29 protein-coding genes and 2 pseudogenes are annotated in these 20977 nt (G+C 56.3%); 26 read left to right on the forward strand and 5 right to left on the reverse strand.

Features of this window, described 5'->3' with window-relative positions; all coding sequences use genetic code 11:
* Positions 1–27: 27 nt before the first annotated feature.
* Both HV345_RS03520 and HV345_RS03525 read right to left on the reverse strand, forming a co-directional pair.
* A complete protein-coding gene (locus HV345_RS03520) occupies positions 28–1068 on the reverse strand; it encodes a phage portal protein (RefSeq protein WP_181636248.1) in 1041 nt (346 codons plus the stop codon).
* Positions 1068–2834: a terminase ATPase subunit family protein gene (locus HV345_RS03525; protein WP_001528644.1), complete on the reverse strand. Its 1767-nt coding sequence runs from the start codon at positions 2832–2834 to the stop codon at positions 1068–1070. The genes HV345_RS03520 and HV345_RS03525 overlap by 1 nt, the downstream gene beginning before the upstream one ends.
* Before the next feature lie 142 nt (positions 2835–2976).
* Between HV345_RS03525 and HV345_RS03530 the strand changes: the two genes are divergently transcribed.
* From HV345_RS03530 to HV345_RS03610, 18 genes and pseudogenes are all read left to right on the forward strand, one after another.
* Positions 2977–3810 carry a GPO family capsid scaffolding protein gene (locus tag HV345_RS03530; RefSeq protein ID WP_181636249.1) on the forward strand — a complete coding sequence of 278 codons (834 nt, stop codon included), beginning with the start codon at positions 2977–2979 and terminating at the stop codon, positions 3808–3810.
* Between the two features lie 16 nt (positions 3811–3826).
* Positions 3827–4894, forward strand: a complete 1068-nt coding sequence (locus HV345_RS03535; protein WP_000730754.1) for a phage major capsid protein, P2 family — start codon at positions 3827–3829, stop codon at positions 4892–4894.
* Between the two features lie 3 nt (positions 4895–4897).
* Entirely contained in the window at positions 4898–5548 is a 651-nt protein-coding gene (gpM, locus tag HV345_RS03540; RefSeq protein WP_076009147.1) for a phage terminase small subunit, read from the forward strand.
* A 93-nt stretch (positions 5549–5641) separates the two neighbouring features.
* Complete coding sequence (locus HV345_RS03545) at positions 5642–6106, forward strand: head completion/stabilization protein (RefSeq protein ID WP_000673541.1); 465 nt, start codon at positions 5642–5644, stop codon at positions 6104–6106.
* Positions 6106–6309, forward strand: coding sequence for a tail protein X (locus HV345_RS03550; RefSeq protein WP_000868184.1), 204 nt, complete (start codon positions 6106–6108; stop codon positions 6307–6309). Before HV345_RS03545 ends, HV345_RS03550 begins: the two co-directional genes overlap by 1 nt.
* Positions 6310–6312: 3 nt before the next feature.
* Positions 6313–6528 carry an HP1 family phage holin gene (locus HV345_RS03555; RefSeq protein WP_000171565.1) on the forward strand — a complete coding sequence of 72 codons (216 nt, stop codon included), beginning with the start codon at positions 6313–6315 and terminating at the stop codon, positions 6526–6528.
* A complete protein-coding gene (locus tag HV345_RS03560; protein ID WP_181636250.1) occupies positions 6509–7018 on the forward strand; it encodes a lysozyme in 510 nt (169 codons plus the stop codon). The genes HV345_RS03555 and HV345_RS03560 overlap by 20 nt, the downstream gene beginning before the upstream one ends.
* A gap of 4 nt (positions 7019–7022) precedes the next feature.
* Complete coding sequence (locus HV345_RS03565) at positions 7023–7397, forward strand: DNZ54_00345 family protein (protein ID WP_181636251.1); 375 nt, start codon at positions 7023–7025, stop codon at positions 7395–7397.
* Positions 7394–7822, forward strand: a complete 429-nt coding sequence (lysB, locus tag HV345_RS26335) for an Rz-like lysis system protein LysB (protein ID WP_181636252.1) — start codon at positions 7394–7396, stop codon at positions 7820–7822. The genes HV345_RS03565 and lysB overlap by 4 nt, the downstream gene beginning before the upstream one ends.
* Positions 7710–7955 (forward strand): Rz1-like lysis system protein LysC, encoded by a 246-nt coding sequence (lysC, locus tag HV345_RS26195; protein WP_072600794.1) that lies wholly within the window; start codon positions 7710–7712, stop codon positions 7953–7955. The genes lysB and lysC overlap by 113 nt, the downstream gene beginning before the upstream one ends.
* Positions 7918–8349, forward strand: a complete 432-nt coding sequence (locus tag HV345_RS03575; protein WP_001039964.1) for a phage tail protein — start codon at positions 7918–7920, stop codon at positions 8347–8349. Before lysC ends, HV345_RS03575 begins: the two co-directional genes overlap by 38 nt.
* Positions 8342–8788, forward strand: a complete 447-nt coding sequence (locus HV345_RS03580) for a phage virion morphogenesis protein (protein WP_016150805.1) — start codon at positions 8342–8344, stop codon at positions 8786–8788. Before HV345_RS03575 ends, HV345_RS03580 begins: the two co-directional genes overlap by 8 nt.
* Before the next feature lie 68 nt (positions 8789–8856).
* Positions 8857–9435 carry a phage baseplate assembly protein V gene (locus HV345_RS03585; protein ID WP_046669933.1) on the forward strand — a complete coding sequence of 193 codons (579 nt, stop codon included), beginning with the start codon at positions 8857–8859 and terminating at the stop codon, positions 9433–9435.
* Positions 9432–9791 (forward strand): GPW/gp25 family protein, encoded by a 360-nt coding sequence (locus HV345_RS03590; protein ID WP_181636253.1) that lies wholly within the window; start codon positions 9432–9434, stop codon positions 9789–9791. Before HV345_RS03585 ends, HV345_RS03590 begins: the two co-directional genes overlap by 4 nt.
* Positions 9778–10686 (forward strand): baseplate assembly protein, encoded by a 909-nt coding sequence (locus tag HV345_RS03595; protein WP_086550362.1) that lies wholly within the window; start codon positions 9778–9780, stop codon positions 10684–10686. The genes HV345_RS03590 and HV345_RS03595 overlap by 14 nt, the downstream gene beginning before the upstream one ends.
* Positions 10679–11284, forward strand: a complete 606-nt coding sequence (locus HV345_RS03600) for a phage tail protein I (RefSeq protein WP_001397640.1) — start codon at positions 10679–10681, stop codon at positions 11282–11284. Before HV345_RS03595 ends, HV345_RS03600 begins: the two co-directional genes overlap by 8 nt.
* A pseudogene (locus HV345_RS26340) lies at positions 11281–12124 on the forward strand (phage tail protein); the annotation flags it as partial. The gene HV345_RS03600 and the pseudogene HV345_RS26340, both read left to right, overlap by 4 nt.
* A gap of 361 nt (positions 12125–12485) precedes the next feature.
* Complete coding sequence (locus HV345_RS03610; RefSeq protein WP_181636254.1) at positions 12486–12899, forward strand: tail fiber assembly protein; 414 nt, start codon at positions 12486–12488, stop codon at positions 12897–12899.
* Here the strand turns inward: HV345_RS03610 and HV345_RS03615 are convergent.
* The 3 genes and pseudogenes from HV345_RS03615 to HV345_RS03625 all read right to left on the reverse strand — a co-directional run.
* Positions 12871–13290, reverse strand: coding sequence for a tail fiber assembly protein (locus HV345_RS03615; protein ID WP_181636255.1), 420 nt, complete (start codon positions 13288–13290; stop codon positions 12871–12873). The two genes, HV345_RS03610 and HV345_RS03615, sit on opposite strands and share 29 nt — an antisense overlap.
* Positions 13290–13625 (reverse strand): hypothetical protein, encoded by a 336-nt coding sequence (locus tag HV345_RS03620; RefSeq protein WP_181636256.1) that lies wholly within the window; start codon positions 13623–13625, stop codon positions 13290–13292. Before HV345_RS03620 ends, HV345_RS03615 begins: the two co-directional genes overlap by 1 nt.
* Positions 13614–13697 (reverse strand): annotated as a pseudogene (locus HV345_RS03625) (phage tail protein); the annotation flags it as partial. The gene HV345_RS03620 and the pseudogene HV345_RS03625, both read right to left, overlap by 12 nt.
* Before the next feature lie 53 nt (positions 13698–13750).
* Between HV345_RS03625 and HV345_RS03630 the strand changes: the two are divergent.
* The 8 genes from HV345_RS03630 to HV345_RS03665 all read left to right on the forward strand — a co-directional run bounded on the left by HV345_RS03630 (position 13751) and on the right by HV345_RS03665 (position 20966).
* Positions 13751–14308, forward strand: a complete 558-nt coding sequence (locus HV345_RS03630; RefSeq protein WP_040234046.1) for a recombinase family protein — start codon at positions 13751–13753, stop codon at positions 14306–14308.
* Between the two features lie 102 nt (positions 14309–14410).
* Positions 14411–15583, forward strand: a complete 1173-nt coding sequence (locus HV345_RS03635; protein ID WP_181498501.1) for a phage tail sheath protein — start codon at positions 14411–14413, stop codon at positions 15581–15583.
* A 9-nt stretch (positions 15584–15592) separates the two neighbouring features.
* Complete coding sequence (locus HV345_RS03640) at positions 15593–16108, forward strand: phage major tail tube protein (RefSeq protein ID WP_016150797.1); 516 nt, start codon at positions 15593–15595, stop codon at positions 16106–16108.
* Positions 16109–16162: 54 nt separating this feature from the next.
* Positions 16163–16465, forward strand: coding sequence for a phage tail assembly protein (locus tag HV345_RS03645; protein WP_119922114.1), 303 nt, complete (start codon positions 16163–16165; stop codon positions 16463–16465).
* Between the two features lie 14 nt (positions 16466–16479).
* Entirely contained in the window at positions 16480–16599 is a 120-nt protein-coding gene (locus HV345_RS03650) for a GpE family phage tail protein (RefSeq protein WP_001397628.1), read from the forward strand.
* Positions 16592–19387 carry a phage tail tape measure protein gene (locus tag HV345_RS03655; RefSeq protein WP_181636257.1) on the forward strand — a complete coding sequence of 932 codons (2796 nt, stop codon included), beginning with the start codon at positions 16592–16594 and terminating at the stop codon, positions 19385–19387. Before HV345_RS03650 ends, HV345_RS03655 begins: the two co-directional genes overlap by 8 nt.
* Positions 19384–19869 carry a phage tail protein gene (locus tag HV345_RS03660; RefSeq protein WP_119922112.1) on the forward strand — a complete coding sequence of 162 codons (486 nt, stop codon included), beginning with the start codon at positions 19384–19386 and terminating at the stop codon, positions 19867–19869. Before HV345_RS03655 ends, HV345_RS03660 begins: the two co-directional genes overlap by 4 nt.
* Positions 19866–20966 carry a phage late control D family protein gene (locus HV345_RS03665; protein WP_181636258.1) on the forward strand — a complete coding sequence of 367 codons (1101 nt, stop codon included), beginning with the start codon at positions 19866–19868 and terminating at the stop codon, positions 20964–20966. The genes HV345_RS03660 and HV345_RS03665 overlap by 4 nt, the downstream gene beginning before the upstream one ends.
* The last annotated feature ends 11 nt before the right edge of the window (positions 20967–20977 follow it).

Raw genomic sequence — 20977 nt, forward strand, 5'->3', positions numbered from 1 at the left:
TCGACAGCCAGTTTAAACAGGCTTTAATCAAGCATCGCCTAATTTATATTCGTCAAAACGAATAATTTCGTCATTAAGCCATTCATTTAATTCCATTAATCTTTTTTGAAGTGGAATCAATTCATTACGAACGAATACTCGACTAGCTTTTTCCACGTCTCCAAACCCACCAACGTTGCTCGGCATAATTCCCATCATCTGCGGTGGCACGCGGTGCGCTGCCATCATGTCATCGCGGCTAACGTTCTTGATGTTAAGAAACTCATCCTTTGCAGCAACCTCCGATAACGGGATGATCTGGATGCCGTCCTTTTTACCGTTGGGTGAATACATAAACAGGTTGCGGAAGTTACCCGGTCCTTTGGCGCTTTTCATTGCCTGGCGGATATTGTTCACATCCTCCTGGTTCTGTGCTGCGTCGGTCATGTACATGATGAAACCCGCGTGGCTGCCGTTGATGTAATATTTCCGGCGGAACAGCGTTGCGGACTCGTTGAGCAAGGTTGACGGAATGGCGGAGAGATAGCCGGGCAGCCCGTAAATCTCCTGGTTAATATCCGGCTCCATAAGGTGAAAAATGTTGCCCTGAGTAAATTCATAGGGCTGCGTGGTCAGGCCGTACTGCACAAACCAGTAGGTGTCGAGGTCCACGCCACGGCGTGTGTACTTCGCCAGTGCTGGCTCCAGTGAGAGAACGCCGCCGAGCCGGTTGGTGCGCTTTTCCAGATAGGCGTTACCGAATACCAGATAATCCTGGACGAAACGGGCAAAAGCCTGCTGGCTGAGCAGGCGGTGCGGGATGTACGTACTGCTGAGAATGTCACGTTTAACCGCTATCGGTGAGCTGTGATGCACAGCGGCGCGGTAGGTTCGCGCCAGCCCGTCAAAGCTTACTGGCGGCTCATACCATCTGTCCATCTGTACGCATTCCACATAATCCAGCAGCTCGCGGCGGTCCAGCACCGGGATCGGATCGCCAAAGCTGAAAGCCTCGGCAGTTACGCCTGCGTTTTTAGGCGCCGTAGCTTCTGTTGGCGTTGAGCTGGTTAAGGCTTCGGGTTCACTCATCAAAAAATCTCCACAATATTGCTGGTATTGGCGGATTCGCCCTGCAGCGGTTCGTTAAACAGTGCGTGCATCGTTGCCCAGGCCAAATCTGCGTGGCTGGCTTCTTCGCTGCGGCTGGCTTCGTAGGTAGGGCGGTTGCCGCTGGCGGTGGTGGCCCGGCGGATAGCCATAAAGGACTGCGCAATGTCAGTGTGTCCGGCATCAAACTCCAGACGGCGGTGGCTGATGATGTCGTAGGCCTTGAGCACCAGGGCGTTTTTGACGTTGGGGTTGTAGACAAACTCCCGCACGGCAGGAAAGAACGCTTTCACGTTCTCGTAGACACCGTGACCGACGCCGGTCGAGTCGATGCCGATATAGGTCACGTTGTACTGCTGCGTCAGTTTTTTAATGGCGTCAGCCTGGGCGCGGAAGTCCATCCCGCGCCACTGGTGTCGCTCCAGAATGCGGAACTTGCCGCCCGGCACGGTTGGCGGTGCCACCACCACGCACCCGGCGCTGTCACCGTTCTGCGTGCCTTTCGCCGGGTCGTATCCGATCCAGACTTCGCGCCAGCCAAACGGGCGCAGCGCCAGCGCCTGAAAATCGGTCCAGACTTCCCAGCTGTCCACCATGCACGCCTGCAGTTCGCTGAGCGGGAATACTGACGCCAGATCGTCAATAAATTCACACATCAGCAGGTTCTGGTATTCGTCCGGGCTGTACTCCATGCGCAGCTGGTCGAGGTCGAACAGGTTACAGCCGCCGCGCACCGCATCCTCCACGGTGACGATCTGGCGGTACTGTCCGTCAGGGCAGAGCAGGCCGCGCGCAAGGTTGCTGTGGGTCAGGTCAATATCCACTTTGTCCGCTTTGGCACGGCCCCGGTTAAACAGCGCGCCGGACCAGAACGGATAGGCACTGTGGGTCAGGCTGGACGGCGTGGAGAAGTAGGTTTGTCGCCATTTCTTGTGAATGGCCATACCGGAGGCAACCTTGCGCAGCTCCTGGAATTTCGGTATCCAGAAATATTCATCAAGGTACAGATTGCCGTGGTAGCTCTGCGCCGTGCGGGCGTTGGTGCCGAGGAAGTACAGGCACGCGCCGTTGCTGAGCGTCATCGGGTCGCCTTTCAGCTCAACATCCACCTCTTTTGCAAAGTCGATGATGTACTGCTTAAAGACGTGCGCCTGCGCCTTACTGGCTGAGAGGAAGATCTGGTTGCGCCCGGTGGTGATGGCATCAATCAGCGCTTCGCGGGCAAAAAAGTATGTTGCCCCAATCTGACGTGATTTAAGCAGGTTGCGAATGCGGTGTTTTACGCCTGCCTGCCACCAGTGGCGCTGATATTCAAACATGCCGTTGCGGAAGATTTCTTCCAGCTTTTCGGTCTGTTCATCGGTGAAAACATTCTTTTCGGGCTGGCGGCGCGGCCCTTTGTTACGGTTGGCAACTTTCGGGTTTAAGTCTGCTTCGTTGCCGCCATCGTTAAATTTACCGATCCGGGCGTGGCGCTCTGACTGGCGCGCCAGCAGGTCAATTTCCTTGAAGTCTTTCCCTTCTTTCTGCTCCTTCATAATGAGCTGGCAGTAACGTGCGGCGGTGGTGAGCTGCATCTGATCCAGCGGCCCATAGTCGCCCCACTTGTCGCGCTTCTTCCAGCTGTGAACGGTTGCAACTTTCTCGCCCAGCATTTCAGCAATGCGGGCTACGCGGTATCCCTGAAAGTACAGCAGCATGGCCTGCCGACGGGGATCGAGGTCTGCGGGGGTCAGTGTCGTGTTCATGGCCCAAACATACGGCCTTGGATGGAGGCTTTCCCCGGCTGCGGTTTGTGTGGTTTACCGTACAAATACAGCGCGTTGTCTCACTCCCCCCATCACCGCAAACATAAGGCTCCAGTAAGTTATTTCTAACGGAGCACGGCTCATGACAGTGAAAGCAAAGCGTTTCCGTATCGGGGTGGAAGGTGCCACCACTGACGGGCGCGAGATCCAGCGTGAATGGCTGGTACAGATGGCTGCCAGCTACAACCCGACGGTCTATACCGCGCTGATTAACCTTGAGCACATCAAGTCTTATCTGCCGGAGAGCACCTTTAACCGCTACGGCAGGGTGACGGGGCTGGTTGCAGAAGAAATCAAGGACGGCCCGCTGGCGGGCAAGATGGCGCTTTATGCCGATATCGAACCCACGGACGCCCTGGTGGAACTGGTGAAGAAAGGCCAGAAGCTTTTCACCTCCATGGAGGTCAGCACGAAGTTTGCCGACACTGGCAAAGCCTATCTTGTGGGGCTGGGTGCGACGGACGATCCTGCGAGCCTGGGCACCGAAATGCTGGCTTTCAGCGCCAGTGCAGCACATAACCCGCTGGCAAACCGTAAGCTGAACCCTGAAAACCTGTTTTCGGAAGCGGTTGAAACGCTGATTGAACTGGAAGAAGCCCTGGACGAAAAGCCGTCCCTCTTTGCCCGCGTCACCGCGCTGTTCACCAAAAAAGAGCAGACCGACGATGCGCGATTCTCTGATGTGCATAAAGCCGTGGAGCTGGTCGCTACTGAGCAGCAGATCCTGAGCGAGCGCACTGATAAATCCCTGTCCGATCAGGACCAGCGCCTTTCTGAGCTGGAGTCCTCCCTGCAGGAGCAGCAGACCGCCTTTGCCGAGTTACAGCAGCAGCTGAGCCGTGAAGACAGCCGCAAAGATTACCGCCAGCGCGCGCCGGGCGGTGACGCACCGGCAGGCACCCTGACCAATTGCTGATGGAGCATAAAACCCGATGAAAAAGAAAACCCGCTTTGCCTTTAACGCTTACCTGCAGCAACTGGCGCGCCTGAACGGTGTGGAAGTTGAAGAACTGTCCAGCAAGTTTACCGTGGAGCCGTCCGTGCAGCAGACGCTGGAAGACCAGATCCAGCAGTCCGCCGCTTTCCTGACGCTGATTAACATCACGCCGGTCACTGAGCAGTCAGGACAGTTGCTGGGGCTGGGCGTGGGCAGCACCATTGCCGGAACCACCGATACCACCACCAAAGAGCGTGAGCCTACCGATCCGACGCTGATGGAAGACGTGGAATACAAATGCGAGCAGACCAACTTTGATACGGTGCTGACCTACGCAAAACTGGACCTGTGGGCGAAATTCCAGGACTTCCAGGTGCGTATTCGCAACGCCATCGTCAAGCGTCAGGCGCTGGACCGCATCATGATCGGTTTTAACGGCGTGAAGCGCGCCAAAACCTCCAACCGTGCTGAAAACCCGCTGCTGCAGGACGTCAATAAAGGCTGGCTGCAGAAAATCCGCGAAGACGCGCCGGATCACGTCATGGGCAGCAAAACCGCAGAAGACGGCACCACTACTGCAGAACCGGTAAAAGTAGGTCCGGGTGGTAAGTATGTAAATCTTGACGCGGTGGTGATGGATACCGTCAACGAGCTGATCGATGTGGAGTATCAGGATGATGACGAACTGGTTGTTGTCTGCGGACGTGAACTGCTGTCTGACAAGTATTTCCCGCTGGTCAACAAAGAGCAGGACAACAGCGAGAAAATCGCCGCCGATCTGATCATCAGCCAGAAACGCATGGGCGGCCTGCAGGCTGTGCGCGCGCCTTTCTTCCCGGCAAATGCCCTGCTGATCACCCGTCTGGATAACCTGTCCATCTACTGGCAGGAAGACACCCGCCGCCGTTCAGTTATCGACAACCCGAAACGCGACCGGATTGAAAACTTTGAATCCGTCAACGAGGCGTATGTGGTCGAGGACTACCGCTGCGCGGCACTGGTGGAAAACATCGAAATCGGTGATTTCACCCCGCCTGCAGCAGAAACAGGAAACGGAGAGTAACGCATGAGCCTGAGTCCCGCACGGCAGCACCGCCTGCGCATTCAGGCCGAACAGGCCGCCCGTGAGGGCGGCAGTGTTCGCCATGCGTCGGGTTATGACCTGATGCTGCTGCAGCTGGCAGAAGATCGCCGCAGGCTTAAAGGCATCCAGTCCACGGTGAAAAAGGCGGAAATCAAGGTGGAGCTGCTGCCGAAATATTCTGCCTGGGCAGAGGGCGTGCTGGCTGCCGAAGGCGCGCAGCAGGATGACGTGCTGATGTACGTGATGCTGTGGCGTATCGACGCCGGTGATTATGCCGGTGCGCTGGAAATCGGGCGTCATGCGCTGCGCCATGGCTGGGTTATGCCGCTGGGCAACCGTAACGTGCAGACCGTGCTGGCAGAAGAAATGGCAGACGCGGCGCAAAGCGCTCTGCTTGCTGCTGCCGGTTTTGATGCCGGTCTGCTTCTGCAGACGCTGGACCTGACAACCGATCTGGATATGCCGGACCAGTCGCGGGCGCGCCTGCATAAAGCCATCGGCGCTGTACTGAGCGAAAGCAACCCGGCGTCTGCCCTGAATCACCTTACCCATGCGCTGCAGCTTGATCCCCGCTGCGGTGTGAAAAAAGAAAAGCAGCAGCTGGAGCGCAGACTGCGCAATGACAGCCGCTAAAGAACGTGCCCCGCGCACGGGCGGCACGGGATGGCGAAAGGCACTGCCACATCAAAATTCCGTCCACCGCCCACTTATTCAGGAGAAAGCCGCATGAAGTTTGTTGCGCCCGAACAGGTGCCGGAACAGGCGGAGGTCATCAAAAATACGCCGTTCTGGCCTGATGTGGACCTGTCGGAATTTCGCAGTGTGATGCGAACTGACGGCACGGTGACGCAGCCGCGTTTAAAGCAGGTTGTGCTGACGGCTATTTCTGAGGTTAACGCTGAGCTGTACGACTTCCGCAACCGCCAGCAGTTGCTGGGCTACCGGGCACTGGCTGAGGTTCCGGCGGATATGCTGGACGGCAAAAGCGAGCGTATCCGGCACTACCACAACGCCGTTTTTTGCTGGGCGCGTGCTGTGCTCAATGAGCGTTATCAGGACTATGACGCCACGGCGTCAGGCGTGAAGCGAGGGGAGGAGCTGGCGGAGGCTAGCGGCGATCTGTGGCGTGATGCCCGCTGGGCTATCAGCCGGGTGCAGGATGCGCCGCACTGTACGGTGGAGCTTATCTGATGAAAGTGCGTGCGCATCAGTATGACACGGTGGACGCGCTTTGCTGGCGTCATTACGGGCGCACGCAGGGTGTCACTGAGCAGGTTCTGCAGGCAAATCCGGGGCTGGCTGAGTACGGCCCATTTTTACCGCACGGGCTGCAGGTGGAGCTGCCGGACATTACGGCGTCAACCACGGCGCAGACCGTCCAGCTATGGGACTGAATTATGACGCTTGAACGAATCAGCGCCTTTATCACTTACTGCATCGCCGTGCTGCTGGCATGGCTGGGCGATCTGTCGCTCAAGGATGCGTCAACGGTTGGTGGCGTACTGATTGGTGTGCTGATGCTGGCTATCAACTGGTACTACAAACACCAGTCTTTCAAATTGTTACGTGGCGGCAAAATTTCGCGGGGGGAATATGAATCCTTCAATCGTTAAGCGCTGCCTTGTTGGGGCGGTGCTGGCTATCGCCGCCACGCTGCCCGGTTTCCAGTCGCTTCATACCTCCGTTGAGGGGCTGAAACTGATAGCCGACTACGAGGGATGCCGCCTGCAGCCTTATCAGTGCAGCGCGGGCGTGTGGACTGACGGGATCGGCAATACGTCCGGTGTGGTGCCGGGAAAAACCATCACGGAACGGCAGGCGGCGCAGGGACTTATCACCAATGTGCTGCGTGTAGAGAGGGCGCTGGATAAATGTGTGGTGCAGCCGATGCCGCAAAAGGTCTATGACGCGGTGGTGTCGTTTACTTTCAACGTGGGCACCGGCAACGCCTGCAGCTCCACGCTGGTTAAGTTGCTGAACCAGCGGCGCTGGGCAGATGCCTGCCATCAGCTGCCGCGCTGGGTGTATGTCAAAGGTGTGTTTAATCAGGGGCTGGACAACCGCCGCGCGCGGGAAATGGCCTGGTGCTTAAAAGGAGTATAGCGAAATGAAATGGTTAAAAAGTTACTGGCTGCCGCTTTCGGTTCTGGCGCTTCTTGTAATGGTTGATGTGAATTTCCCCACATCTCATGCGCTTTTTCCACTGGCGCTGATTATGTGGTTTGAGTATGCCGCATTTTCACTGGTCTGTTTTGCTGGGTTGTACTCCTGCACGCTGACAGGGAGTGACCGGCTACGCGTCCGTCAGTTGCTGAGCAGGGTGCTGGGGCTAATGGAAAAAGTGCCTCTCGCCTGGTATCAGCGCCTCGTTCTTGCCTTTGTCATGTTGCTTGCCGGATGGAAGCTCACGGGGATGGTTTGTGTTTTTACAGTTGCCATGAGCTTAGCAATTAAAGATGAGCTAAAGGCATTGCGGGAATGAATCGTTTACTGGCAGTGGTTCTGGCGCTGGCACTTGCGGCGCTGGGCTGGCAGTCGTGGCGGCTTAACAATGCCAGCCACACCATCGAGACGCAGGGCGCGGTGCTGAAAAGCAAAACGCAGGAGCTGACGAAGAAAAACAGCCAGCTGATCGGCCTGTCCATTCTGGCCGAAACCAACAGCCGGGAGCAGGCGCGGCTTTATGCGGCAGCGGAACAGACCACCGCACTTCTGCGCAGCCGCCAGCACCGGATCGAGGAACTGAAACGTGAAAATGAGGATTTGCGCCGCTGGGCTGATACTCCTTTGCCTGCTGACATTATCCGGCTGCGGGAGCGTCCGGCCCTCGCCGGAGGTGCAGCTTACCGTGAGTGGCTGTCCCAGAGTGACGCAGTGCCGTCTGGAAAGGTCAGCGCCGCGCAGTAACGGCGATCTGAACGCGGTGCTGGATGAAACCGAGGCCGCCTGGGCGGTCTGTGCTGACAAAGTGGACACGATTATTGCGTGTCAGGAGCGAGACAGTGAACAAACCGCAGTCCTTACGCAGCGCCCTGAATAAAGCGGTTGCTTATGTCCGCGACAACCCGGACAAGCTGCACCTTTTCGTTGATAACGGCTCAATGGTGGCAACCGGTGCCAGCTCCATGTCATGGGAATACCGCTACACCCTGAACGTGGTGATCGAGGATTTCAGCGGCGACCAGAATCTGCTGATGGCTCCTGTGCTGCTGTGGCTAAGTGACAACCAGCCGGATGCTATCAATAACCCGGAGCTGCGCGAAAAACTGTTCACCTTTGAAGTGGATATTCTGCGCAACGATGTGTGCGATATCAGCCTGAACCTGCAACTGACGGAGCGCGTGCTGGTCAGCACTAACGGCAGCGTGTCAAGCGTTGAAGCGGTGCCGGAGCCGGACGAACCCGAAGAAATGTGGACGGTGAAACGTGGATGAACTGCAGAGGGTGGATGACTGGCTGACGGCGCTACTGGCGAATCTGGAGCCTGCCGCGCGCAGCCGTATGATGCGGCAACTGGCGCAACAGCTGCGCCGGACGCAGCAGCAGAACATCAGGCTGCAGCGTAATCCTGACGGTAGCGGCTATGAGCCGCGCCGGGTGACTGCCCGCAGCAAGAAGGGACGCATCAAACGCCAGATGTTTGCAAAGCTTCGCACCACAAAATACCTGAAAACCACCGCCAGTGCGGACTCCGCCAGCGTGCAGTTTGATGGCAAGGTGCAGCGCATTGCCCGTGTTCACCATTACGGCCTGCGGGATCGCGTCAGCCGAAAAGGCCCGGAGGTCCGCTACGCAGAGCGCCGCCTGCTGGGCGTGAATGAAGAAGTGGAAACCGTCACCCGTGACACCCTGCTGCGCTGGCTGGCGGGGTGATCTTTGTGCCACCGCTGGTACAAGCGCCAGCGCTGCCTCCCTTTTCCCTCTGATGGCAACCTTTCGTTATGAATGCACAACTGACCGAAATTATGCGCCTTATCACCAATCTGATCCGCACCGGCACTGTGACCGAAGTGGACCGGAAAAAGTGGCTGTGTCGGGTGAAAGTGGGCGAGCTTGAAACTAACTGGATTAACTGGCTGACGCTGCGCGCCGGTGGTGCCCGTACATGGTGGTGTCCGTCGCCGGATGAGCAGGTGGTGGTGCTGAGCATGGGCGGCAATCTGGAAACCGCTTTTGTGCTGCCCGCTATCTACTCCAATCAGTTTCCGCCACCGTCGGATTCCGTGGACGGCTGCGTGACGGAGTACCCGGACGGGGGATGGTTTGAGTATGAACCCGCCACCGGACGGTGGCATGTCAGGGGCATCAAATCCATGGTGATCGAGGCATCAGACAGTGTCACCTACAAAACCGGTGAGTTTGTGGTGGAGGCTGACACCACGCGCATTAACAGCGAGGTGGTGATCAACGGCGGCGTCACTCAGGGCGGCGGCGCAATGAGTTCTAACGGGATCGTAGTTGATGACCATGAGCATACTGGCGTTCTGAAAGGTGGCGACAACACGGGGGGGCCGGTATGACGTTGTATATCGGTATGAGCAGGAATGACGGGCAGACCATTGCAGATACAGACCATCTGCGCCAGTCGGTGCGGGATATTCTGCTGACGCCGCAGGGCAGCCGTCTTGCACGCCGGGAATATGGCTCCCTGCTGTCTGCCCTGATTGACCAGCCGCAGAACCCGGCGCTGCGCCTGCAGATTATGTCTGCGGTCTATGTGGCGCTGAACCGTTGGGAGCCGCGACTTACGCTGGACTCCATCACCATCAACGGCAATTTTGACGGCTCTATGGTGGTTGAACTTACCGGACACGGCAATAACGGCGCACCGGTTTCCCTTTCCGTATCAACAGGAGCAGACAATGGCAGTCATTGACCTTTCCCGGCTACCGCCGCCGCAGATTGTGGACGTGCCGGACTTTGAGGCATTGCTGGCAGAACGCAAGGCCGCCTTTGTGGCCCTCCATCCGGCTGATGAACAGGAGGCTGTTATGCGCACGTTAGCGCTGGAGTCAGAACCTGTCACCAAATTGCTGCAGGAAAATACTTACCGCGAAATCCTGCTGCGTCAGCGAATTAATGAGGCTGCGCAGGCGGTCATGGTGGCCTATTCCATGGGAAATGACCTTGAACAACTGGCAGGCAACTGCAACGTGAAGCGCCTGACGGTAGTCCCTGCAGATAATGACGCGGTGCCGCCGGTCGCCGCAGTGATGGAAAGTGATGAAGCATTACGCCAGCGCATTCCTGCAGCATTTGAGGGGCTGTCCGTTGCAGGGCCGACGGGAGCCTATGAGTTCCACGCCAGAAGTGCCGACGGGCGGGTGGCTGATGCCAGCGCAACCAGTCCGGCACCGGCAGAGGTGGTGCTTACCGTGCTGAGCCGTGAGGGTGACGGTACGGCAGGGGCTGACCTGCTGGCGGTGGTTGAGCAGGCGCTTAACAGTGAAAAGGTGCGTCCGGTGGCAGACCGCCTGACGGTGCGCAGCGCTGAAATTATTCCGTACAACGTGGATGCGACGATATTCCTTTATCCGGGGCCGGAGGCTGAGCCGGTGATGGCAGAGGCAAAAGCCAGCCTGCAGAAATACATCGCCAGTCAGACACGGCTGGGACGTGATATCCGCCGCAGCGCCATTTATGCCGCGTTGCACGTGGAGGGTGTCCAGCGTGTGGAACTGGCGTCCCCTCTGGAGGATGTGGTGCTGGATAAGACGCAGGCGGCATCCTGTACCGAATGGAGCGTTACCAACGGGGGCACGGATGAATAGTCTGTTGCCGCCGGGTTCGTCGCCGCTTGAGCGCCGACTGGCGCAGACCTGCAGCGGGATTTCCGATCTGCAGGTATCGCTGCGTGATTTGTGGAATCCGGCAACCTGTCCGATCAGATTCCTGCCCTATCTGGCCTGGGCGTTTTCTGTTGACCGCTGGGATGAAAGCTGGACAGAAAGCGTCAAGCGCCGCGTTGTGCAGGACGCGTTTTATATCCATCAGCACAAGGGGACAACCAGCGCCGTGCGGCGCGTGGTGGAGCCGTTCGGCTTTCTGATCCGCATCATTGAGTGGTGGCAGACTGGCGAAACGCCGGGGACGTTCCGTCTGGATATTGGCGTGCAGGACCAGGGCATAACAGAAGAAACCTATCTGGAGCTGGAGCGTCTGATCGGTGATGCCAAACCGTGCAGCCGTCATCTGGTTGGCATGTCCATCAACCTGCAGACAGGCGGCCCGTATTTTGTGGGTGCAGCCACTTATACCGGCGAAGAAATCACGATCTACCCGTATATCAACGAAACCATCATTTCCGGTGGCACTGCCTACGAGGGCGGCGCCGTCCATGTTATCGACACAATGAGAGTGAACCCATGAGCGCAAAATTTTATACCCTGCTGACGGATATCGGCGCGGCGAAACTGGCAAGCGCCGCCGCGCTCGGTGTCCCACTAAAAATTACCCATATGGCGGTGGGCAGCGGTGGCGGTGTGCTGCCCACACCCAACGCGCAACAGACCGCGTTAGTGGCTGAGGAACGCCGCGCAGCGCTGAATATGCTGTATATCGACCCACAGAACAGCAGCCAGATTATTGCTGAGCAGGTGATCCCGGAAAATGAGGGCGGGTGGTGGATTCGTGAAGTCGGCCTGTTTGATGAAAACGGCGCACTGATTGCCGTCGGGAATTGCCCGGAAAGCTATAAGCCGCAGCTCGTTGAGGGCAGCGGACGCACGCAGACCGTACGCATGGTGCTGATTACCAGCAGCACAGATAACATCATCCTGAAAATTGACCCTGCTGTGGTTCTGGCAACCCGCAAATATGTGGATGACAAGGTGCTGGAGCTTAAGGTGTATGTGGATGATCTGATGGCAAAACATCTTGCTGCTGCAGATCCGCATACGCAATATGCGCCAAAAGCCAGTCCGACATTCATTGGTACGCCAAAAGCACCGACGGCAGCGGCAGGCAATAATTCCATGCAACTTGCTAACACGGCTTTTGTGCAGGCGGCAATTGCTGCACTGGTGGCATCTTCTCCAGCTGCACTCGATACGCTTAACGAACTGGCGGCGGCGCTGGGAAACGATCCTAATTTTGCCACCACCATGACAAATGCGCTTGCCGGAAAGATGGACAAGGCAGCCAATGGAAAAGACATTGCTGATGTTTCAGAGTTTCTCAAAAACCTTGGTTTGGGAACAGCGGCAAAACGGAATGTTGATGCAGGGCTAATTAATGGCATTCCGGACATGGCCAGCTTTCGGGCTACTGTGCTACCCAACGGGGTTTTTAAGATAGATGTTATCGGTGTCGGGGGAGGCAAACAGAAACTGGTATTTCAGTGGGGCATAACTGCTACTGCTCCGGGCAGTAATGCTGCATATAACGTCAATGAAGCGTTTCCAAATGAAATTTTGTGGGCCAGTGGCGGCCGGGGCGCTCCAGGCTCAAATGCCGGAATGGGGGTGAGCCCGGAGGGCACTCAACAAATAAGAATACAGAACTATGCACCAGGTGGTGTACCGGAGAACTGTTTTTGGTGGGCAATTGGCTGCTAATAAGGTGAACTAAAATGAAATATAAATATTTTGAAGGGCTGTTTTATCCTGAAGATGGCAGCTATGAGTCAATACCTACTGGCGCGATAGACGTATCAGAGGATGAGTACAGAAAAGCAATGGGCCGCGCACCCGGCTCCACATTTTCAGTCGATGACTCCGGAATTGTTTCTGTCATTCCTGTGCCAGAACCGACGAGAGAACAATATATTGCTCAGGCTGAGGCGCATAAACAATTCTTGCTGGAGGAGTCCAGGCAGAAGATTACCGTCTGGCAAACCAAGCTACTGATGGGGCGTAAGCTAACGGATGATGAATCCGCCAGCCTTAACGCCTGGATGGACTATATCGATGCGGTGACAGCAATAGATACCAGCGCCGCACCCGGTATCGAATGGCCTACACCTCCGGGGGAACAGGCCAGTTAATCTCTGGCGCGCTGGAGGTATCCACCGCCTCCAGTTTTTTAACATAAGCTCGCCACTCAATGAGTTTTGCCTTGTCTACATCACTAATGGTGCCAAGCAGCAGGTCAGTCTGCCATCCCCGGGTAACTTCTGATGCTTCAGCGAGAAGCTGGGATTTTTGTTGCTCAGCCGCTGCAATTGCCGAGGCTTTAATTTCTTCTGCCGTTGGTGGTGGAATCTCTTCCCAGGACGGGAGGCCATCATCACCGGCAACCCGACGCTTTCCATCCAGAGGCGTAACACAAAACTCTTCAAAAACAGATTTCTCAACAGAAACCACATCAGCAGGTGCTGACGTGCTATCAGCGAACCAGAATGCGTTCTGTTCTGAGCTATAAACGAAAGTGTGCATCAGATAGTCCCCACCACAACCCAGTTAAAGTTAGTAGACTGAGCGACAAATTTACCGTCACTGCCACGATATGAAGATGATTTAGCGAGAAATGAAGACGCTGTGGAAACTTGTGCACCATATACCGTGAAGAAGTCATACACCCCTCCATTCCCCGCCCAGTTTCCCGATAGCCCTTCAATCACCACAGGGACATACGCTGACATTGCGACGGGAAGAGAGACAATGGCACCGCCATTTGCATCGGTATTGCTGTTCCCCCATTGGATACACATCCTGTTCGGGAATCGGTAAATATTGACCCCACCGGATACAGAGAAGACGAAAGAAGACATATCAGGTATCTGGTTTTCCCCGGTCCCCACATCCCGTTTTGCCGCTTCTCCCAATTGAACGTTTAAGAAAATGCAGTTTTACAGTCTGACTGGCATCATTTGGGCTTTTGCATTAGGGAAAGTGAATGCTGGTTGGGTATGTGCGTGTATCAACAAATGAGCAAAACACGGCGCTGCAGCGTGACGCGCTGGAACGGTCAGGATGTGAGCTGATTTTTGAAGATAAAATGAGCGGTAAAACGTCAGAACGTCCAGGGTTAAAAAAGCTGCTTAAAACCCTGTCGCCGGGGGACACGCTGGTTGTCTGGAAGCTTGATCGACTTGGGCGCAGTATGCGGCATCTGGTGGTTCTCGTTGAGGAGCTGCGGCAGCGGGCTGTTAATTTCCGCAGTTTGACGGATAGCATTGATACCTCGACACCCATGGGGCGATTTTTTTTCCACATCATGGGCGCCCTGGCTGAAATGGAACGTGAACTGATTGTGGAAAGAACCCGTGCGGGATTGGCTGCAGCAAGGGCGCAGGGGAGAATCGGTGGGCGCCGTCCAAAGTTGTCGCCGGAACAATGGGCGCAGGCAGGGCGGCTACTGGCTGCAGGTGAAACACGTCAGCGCGTGGCTCTGCTTTTCGATGTGGGTATTTCCACGCTGTATAAGAAATTTCCCGCCAGCCAACCAGGCTGAAAACCCTGTTATTGTGTCAGTGATGGTACAGGCAGAAACACGTGCGCCGTGTGCGTATCAACCAGAACATAAGGCATCCCTGTCAACCGGAGATAATGCCTTATGGCTCAGGATTACCACCACGGGGTGCGCGTTGTTGAAGTCAACGAGGGCACCCGATCTATCACCACGGTGAGCACCGCTATCGTGGGCATGGTCTGCACCGGCGATGATGCTGATGCGTCCGTGTTTCCTCTCAATAAGCCGGTTCTTCTGACCGATGTGCTGACCGCCAGCGGCAAAGCGGGTGAGTCCGGCACGCTGGCCCGTTCGCTGGATGCGATTGCAGACCAGGCTAAACCCGTGACCGTTGTTGTGCGCGTGGCGCAGGGCGAAACCGAAGCGGAAACCACCTCCAATATTATCGGTGGTGTCACGTCTGACGGTAAAAAAACGGGTATGAAAGCGCTGCTTTCTGCGCAGTCGCAGCTGAAAGTTAAGCCGCGTATTCTCGGCGTGCCTGGGCACGACACGCAGGCGGTTGCGACTGAGCTGATGAGTGTGGCGCAGAGCCTGCGCGGGTTTGCTTACCTGTCCGCCTATGGTTGTAAGACGGTGGAGGAAGCCATTGCTTACCGGGACAATTTCAGCCAGCGAGAGGGGATGCTGATATGGCCTGATTTCATCAACTTTGACACCGTTCTGAAAGCCGATGCGACGGCTTACGCCTCCGCCCGTGCGCTCGGTTTGCGCGCCAAAATCGACGAACAGACCGGATGGCACAAAACCCTGTCCAACGTGGGTGTGAACGGCGTTACCGGCATTTCCGCTGATGTGTTCTGGGATCTGCAGGACCCAGCAACGGACGCGGGACTGCTGAACCAGAACGACGTCACCACGTTGATCTGCAAAGACGGCTTCCGCTTCTGGGGTTCCCGCTGCCTCAGTGACGATCCCTTGTTTGCGTTTGAGAACTACACCCGCACGGCGCAGGTGCTGGCTGACACGATTGCAGAGGGGCATATGTGGGCGGTGGATAAGCCACTGAATCCGTCACTGGCCCGCGACATTATCGAAGGTATTCGCGCCAAATTACGCAGCCTGGTAAATCAGGGATACCTCATCGGGGCTGACTGCTGGCTGGATGAGTCAGTGAACGATAAAGACTCCCTGAAAGCCGGGAAGCTCACCATCGACTACGACTACACGCCTGTGCCGCCGCTTGAAAATCTGATGCTGCGCCAGCGCATCACCGATCGCTACCTGGTCGATTTTGCCAGCCGCGTCAGCGCATAAGGGGGATACATGGCATTACCACGCAAGTTAAAACACCTGAACCTGTTCAACGACGGGAACAACTGGCAGGGGATCGTTGAGTCCCTGACTCTGCCGAAATTCACCCGCAAGTTTGAGAAGTATCGCGGCGGCGGTATGCCGGGCGCGGTGGATGTGGATATGGGGCTGGATGACGGCGCACTGGACACGGAATTTTCAATCGGCGGCACCGAACTGTTGTTATTCAAGCAGATGGGCAAGGCAACCGTTGACGGCATCCAACTGCGTTTCACCGGCTCTATTCAGCGTGATGATACCGGCGAAGTGCAGGCCATTGAGCTGGTTGTGCGCGGGCGTCATAAAGAAGTGGATTCCGGCGAGTGGAAAACCGGCGAGAGCAGCACCACCAAAGTCAGCAGCACCAACAGTTACGCGAAGCTGACCATTAACGGCGAAGTGCTCTATGAGGTTGATCTGGTCAACATGATTGAAATCGTTGACGGCGTGGACCTGATGGAAGCACACCGTAACGCCCTTGGCCTCTGATTTAACTTAACGGCGCGGGCAGCCGCGCCAGTAGTTTATTAACAGGAAACGAACATGAGCGACAAACTGACTGAAAAGACCGTAAAACTGGATACCCCCATCATGCGCGGTAAAACTGAAATTACCGAAATTGTGCTACGCAAGCCGCAGTCCGGCGCACTGCGTGGCACCCGTCTGCAGGCCATTATGGATATGGACGTGGGGGCTATGATGACAGTGATCCCGCGTATCTCCACCCCGACGCTGACCGCACAGGAAATGGCAGAACTGGACCCCGCCGATCTCACCTCGCTGTCGGTAGAGGTGGTCACTTTTTTGTTGAAGAAGTCGGTACTTGCCGGTTTACCGACAGCCTGACGGTTGATGACCTGGTGGCGGATATCGCCACCATCTTTCACTGGTCGCCGTCCATCACTGACGTTATGCCGCTGACTGAGGTGCTGGAGTGGCGGCACAAAGCGATTCAGAGAAGCGGGGCCAGCGATGAGTGACAATAACCTGCGTCTGCAGGTGATTCTGAATGCGGTTGACAAGCTCACCCGCCCATTTCGATCCGCGCAGGCCAGCTCAAGGGAGCTGGCTGCTGTGCTTCAAACCACCCGGAACAGCCTGAAAGAACTGAATAAACAGGCCGGGCGTATTGATGAATTCCGTAAAACCAGGTCTCAGCTTGCTATTACTGCAAAAAATCTCAACGCCGCACGCGAAGAAGCCGCAAAACTTGCTACTCAGTTTGCTGCAACAAACCGCCCAACCGCTGCGCAGGCCAAGTTATTTAGCCAGGCGAAAACCCGCGTACAGGAACTGCAGCAGACATACAACGGTCTGTTGGGTTCGGTACAAAGACAGCGGCAGGCGCTGAAAGAATCTGGGATCGATACTAAACAGTTAAGTAGCGCACAGCGGGAGCTGCGGAAAAATGCAGATGAAACAAGGCAGGCTCTGGAGCGTCAGCAGAAATCCCTGAAACGTCTGGGCGAACAGCAGGCGAAAATGAATGCTGTCCGTGAGCAGTATTCCCGCCGTCTTGAGGTTCGTGATCGCATTGCGGGCGCTGGGGCGACCACGGCAGCCGCCGGTGCTGCGATGGGTGCGCCGGTTGTGGCGGCGGTCAGGAGCTATGCCAGCATGGAAGATGCCATGAAAGGCGTGGCAAAACAGGTCAATGGCCTGCGGGACGACAACGGCAACCGCACAAAGCAGTTTTATGAAATGCAGGACGCCATCAAAGCTGCCAGTGAACAGTTGCCGATGGAGAATGGCGCGATTGACTACGCAGCACTGGTTGAGGGTGGCGCCCGCATGGGCGTGACCAATCAGGATGATCCGTTTGAGGACCAGAAGCGCGATTTACTGGCCTTTGCCTCAACGGCAGCGAAAGCGGCAACCGCTTTTGAACTGCCCGCCGATGAACTGGCGGAGGGGCTGGGGAAAATTGCGCAGTTGTATAAAGTGCCGACGCGCAATATTGAGCAGCTGGGCGATGCGCTGAACTACCTGGACGATAACGCCATGTCAAAGGGCGGCGACATTATCAACGTCCTGCAGCGCATGGGGGGCGTAGCTGACCGCCTCGACTTCCGCAAAGCGGCGGCGCTGGGTTCAACCTTCCTTTCTCTGGGCGCTGCGCCTGAAATTGCCGCCAGCGCTTCCAATGCCATGGTGCGCGAACTGTCCATTGCCACCATGCAAAGTAAGCGCTTCTTTGAAGGTATGGACCTGCTGAAACTCGATCCGGAAGTGATTGAAAAGCAGATGACCAAAGATGCCATGGGCACTATTCAGCATGTGCTGCAGAAGGTTAACAGCCTGCCGAAAGACAAACGGCTGTCTGCAATGACGATGATTTTTGGTAAGGAGTTTGGGGATGATGCGGCAAAGCTGGCTAACAACCTGCCGGAGCTGCAGCGCCAGCTTGAACTCACATCAGGCAGTGGTGCTAATGGCTCCATGCAGAAAGAATCCGACATCAACAAGGATTCATTGTCCGCGCAGTGGTTGCTGGTTAAGACGGGCGCACAGAATGCTTTCAGTAGCCTGGGGGAAACCCTGCGGCAGCCACTGATGGACATTATGTCCATGGTTAAGAACGTGACCGGGGCGCTGCGGCGCTGGGTTGAACAGAATCCTGTGCTGGCTGGCACGCTGATGAAAGTGGTTGCAGCCACGGCAGCGATAACTGTTGGGCTGGGCACGCTTGCGGTGGCGGTGGCTGCAGTGCTGGGGCCGATTGCGGTGATTCGGTTCGCGTTGTCGATGCTGGCGGTTAAGGCGTTACCTTCTGCCGCTGCAGCGACGACCCGCACCGGCGGCGTGCTGCGTTTACTGGTTTCTGGCCCGCTGGCGTTACTCCGTGTGGCGCTGTTCACAGTGGGGAGTTTGCTTGGGGCGCTGCTGAGTCCGATCGGCCTGGTTGTGGCGGCGCTGGCTGGGGTGGCACTGGTGGTCTGGAAATACTGGCAGCCTATCAGCGCCTTTCTGGGTGGCGTGGTGGAAGGGTTTAAAGCGGCAGCTGCGCCAATTCTGACAGCATTTGCACCATTAATGCCCATCTTTCAATGGGTAGGGGATAAGGTCCGGGAGCTATGGGGGTGGTTCACTAATCTGCTGACGCCGGTCAAATCGACGGCGGCAGAGCTGCAGAATGCGGCATCAATGGGGCGGTTGTTCGGGGAGATGCTGGCAGAAGGGCTGGACATGGCGCTGCATCCGCTGGAGTCTCTGAAATCCGGCGTGGTCTGGTTGCTTGAAAAGCTGGGCCTGGTCAATAAGGAGGCAGCCAGCGCCCGGTTGCCAAATCAGACGCCTGCCACGGTAGGCGGTAACGGCAGCGTGATGTTACCGCCCGGCGGGTTCCCGGCTTACGCGGGGATGTACGACACGGGCGGGAGCATTCCACGCGGGCAGTTTGGCATTGTTGGAGAAAATGGCCCTGAAATTGTGAACGGACCGGCAAATGTCACCAGCAGGCGGCGTACTGCTGCGCTGGCCTCTGTCGTTGCAGGCGTGATGGGGGTAGCTGCTACACCTGCAGAAGCGGCTCCGCTTCATCCGTTCAGTCTGCCTGCTAGGGCATACCAGACGCAGCCAGTTAAGGATGACAGCCCGCCGTCAGTTATTCGTTATGAGATAAATGCGCCTATTCATATTGTCGCGCAGCCGGGACAGAGTGCGCAGGATATTGCCCGTGAAGTGGCACGCCAGCTTGATGAGCGGGAACGTAGGGCCAGGGTAAAAGCGCGGAGCAATTTCAGCGATCAGGGGGGGTATGAATCATGATGATGGTGCTGGGTTTATATGTATTTATGTTGCGCACTGTCCCTTATCAGGAGCTTCAGTATCAGCGTAGCTGGCGACATGCAGCCAACAGCCGGGTGAATCGCCGCCCGTCAACGCAGTTTCTTGGCCCGGATAATGATTCACTGACACTGTCCGGGGTTCTGCTGCCGGAAGTGACCGGAGGCAGGTTGTCATTGCTGGCGCTGGAGTTGATGGCAGAGCAGGGCAAAGCCTGGCCTTTGATTGAAGGCAGCGGAACCATTTACGGCATGTTTGTTATTGAAAGTCTGAGCCAGACAAAGACGGAGTTTTTTGCAAGCGGAATGCCCAGGCGCATTGAGTTTACGATCACCCTCAAACGGGTTGATGAGTCGCTGTCTGACATGTTCGGGAGTCTGAGTGACCAGCTCAGCAACCTGCAGGACTCTGCAGCTTCTGCTATTGAGGGGATTAAAAACACGGTTGGAGGATTGCTGCAGTGAACGTTAATTCTGATCTCCTGAATCTGAACAGTAAAAGCCCGGCATTCAGTGTCGTCATTGAAGGTAAGGACGTGACGACCGTGTTGGATACCCGCCTGATGAGTCTGACGCTGACGGATAACCGGGGCTTTGAAGCGGACCAGCTTGATCTGGAGCTGGACGACGCCGACGGTCTGATTGCTCTGCCGCGACGTGGGGCAGTGATTCAGCTGGCGCTGGGCTGGAAAGGCCAGCCGCTTTTCCCTAAAGGGGCTTTTACCGTGGATGAAATTGAACACAGCGGAGCCCCTGACCGGCTGACCATCCGGGCGCGTAGCGCAGATTTCCGTGAAACCCTCAATACACGGCGCGAAAAATCATGGCATCAGACAACGGTGGGGGAGGTGGTAAAGGAAATCGCCGCCCGGCATAACCTCAAAGTGGCGCTGGGTAAAGACCTGACGGATAAGGCGCTGGATCATCTGGACCAGACCAATGAAAGCGATGCAAGTTTTCTGATGAAACTGGCGAGACAGTATGGGGCGATTGCTTCCGTTAAGGACGGGAATCTGCTGTTTATCCGGCAGGGACAGGGAAGAACGGCGAGCGGCAAGCCGCTGCCGGTTATCACCATAACGCGCAAAGCCGGTGACGGTCATCGGTTCACCCTTGCTGATCGTGGTGCCTATACCGGTGTTATTGCCAGCTGGTTGCATACGCGTGAACCCAGGAAAAAAGAGACAACCAGTGTTAAGCGTCGTCGAAAGAAAACCACCACACCCAAAGAGCCGGAAGCAAAACAGGGCGATTATCTGGTGGGAACGGATGAAAATGTGCTGGTTCTTAATCGTACCTACGCCAACCGGAGCAATGCAGAGCGCGCAGCAAAAATGCAGTGGGAACGTCTGCAGCGTGGGGTTGCTTCATTTTCCCTGCAGCTCGCTGAGGGGCGGGCTGATCTCTATACGGAAATGCCGGTGAAGGTTACAGGGTTTAAGCAGCCAATCGATGATGCAGAATGGACCATTACCACCCTGACGCATTCTGTCAGCCCGGATAATGGATTTACGACCAGCATAGAGCTTGAAGTAAAGATTGATGATTTAGAAATGGAATGAATTTGTTCACA

Origin of the sequence: Citrobacter sp. RHBSTW-00986 (assembly GCF_013783065.1) — a bacterium.
Lineage (GTDB): Bacteria > Pseudomonadota > Gammaproteobacteria > Enterobacterales > Enterobacteriaceae > Citrobacter > Citrobacter braakii.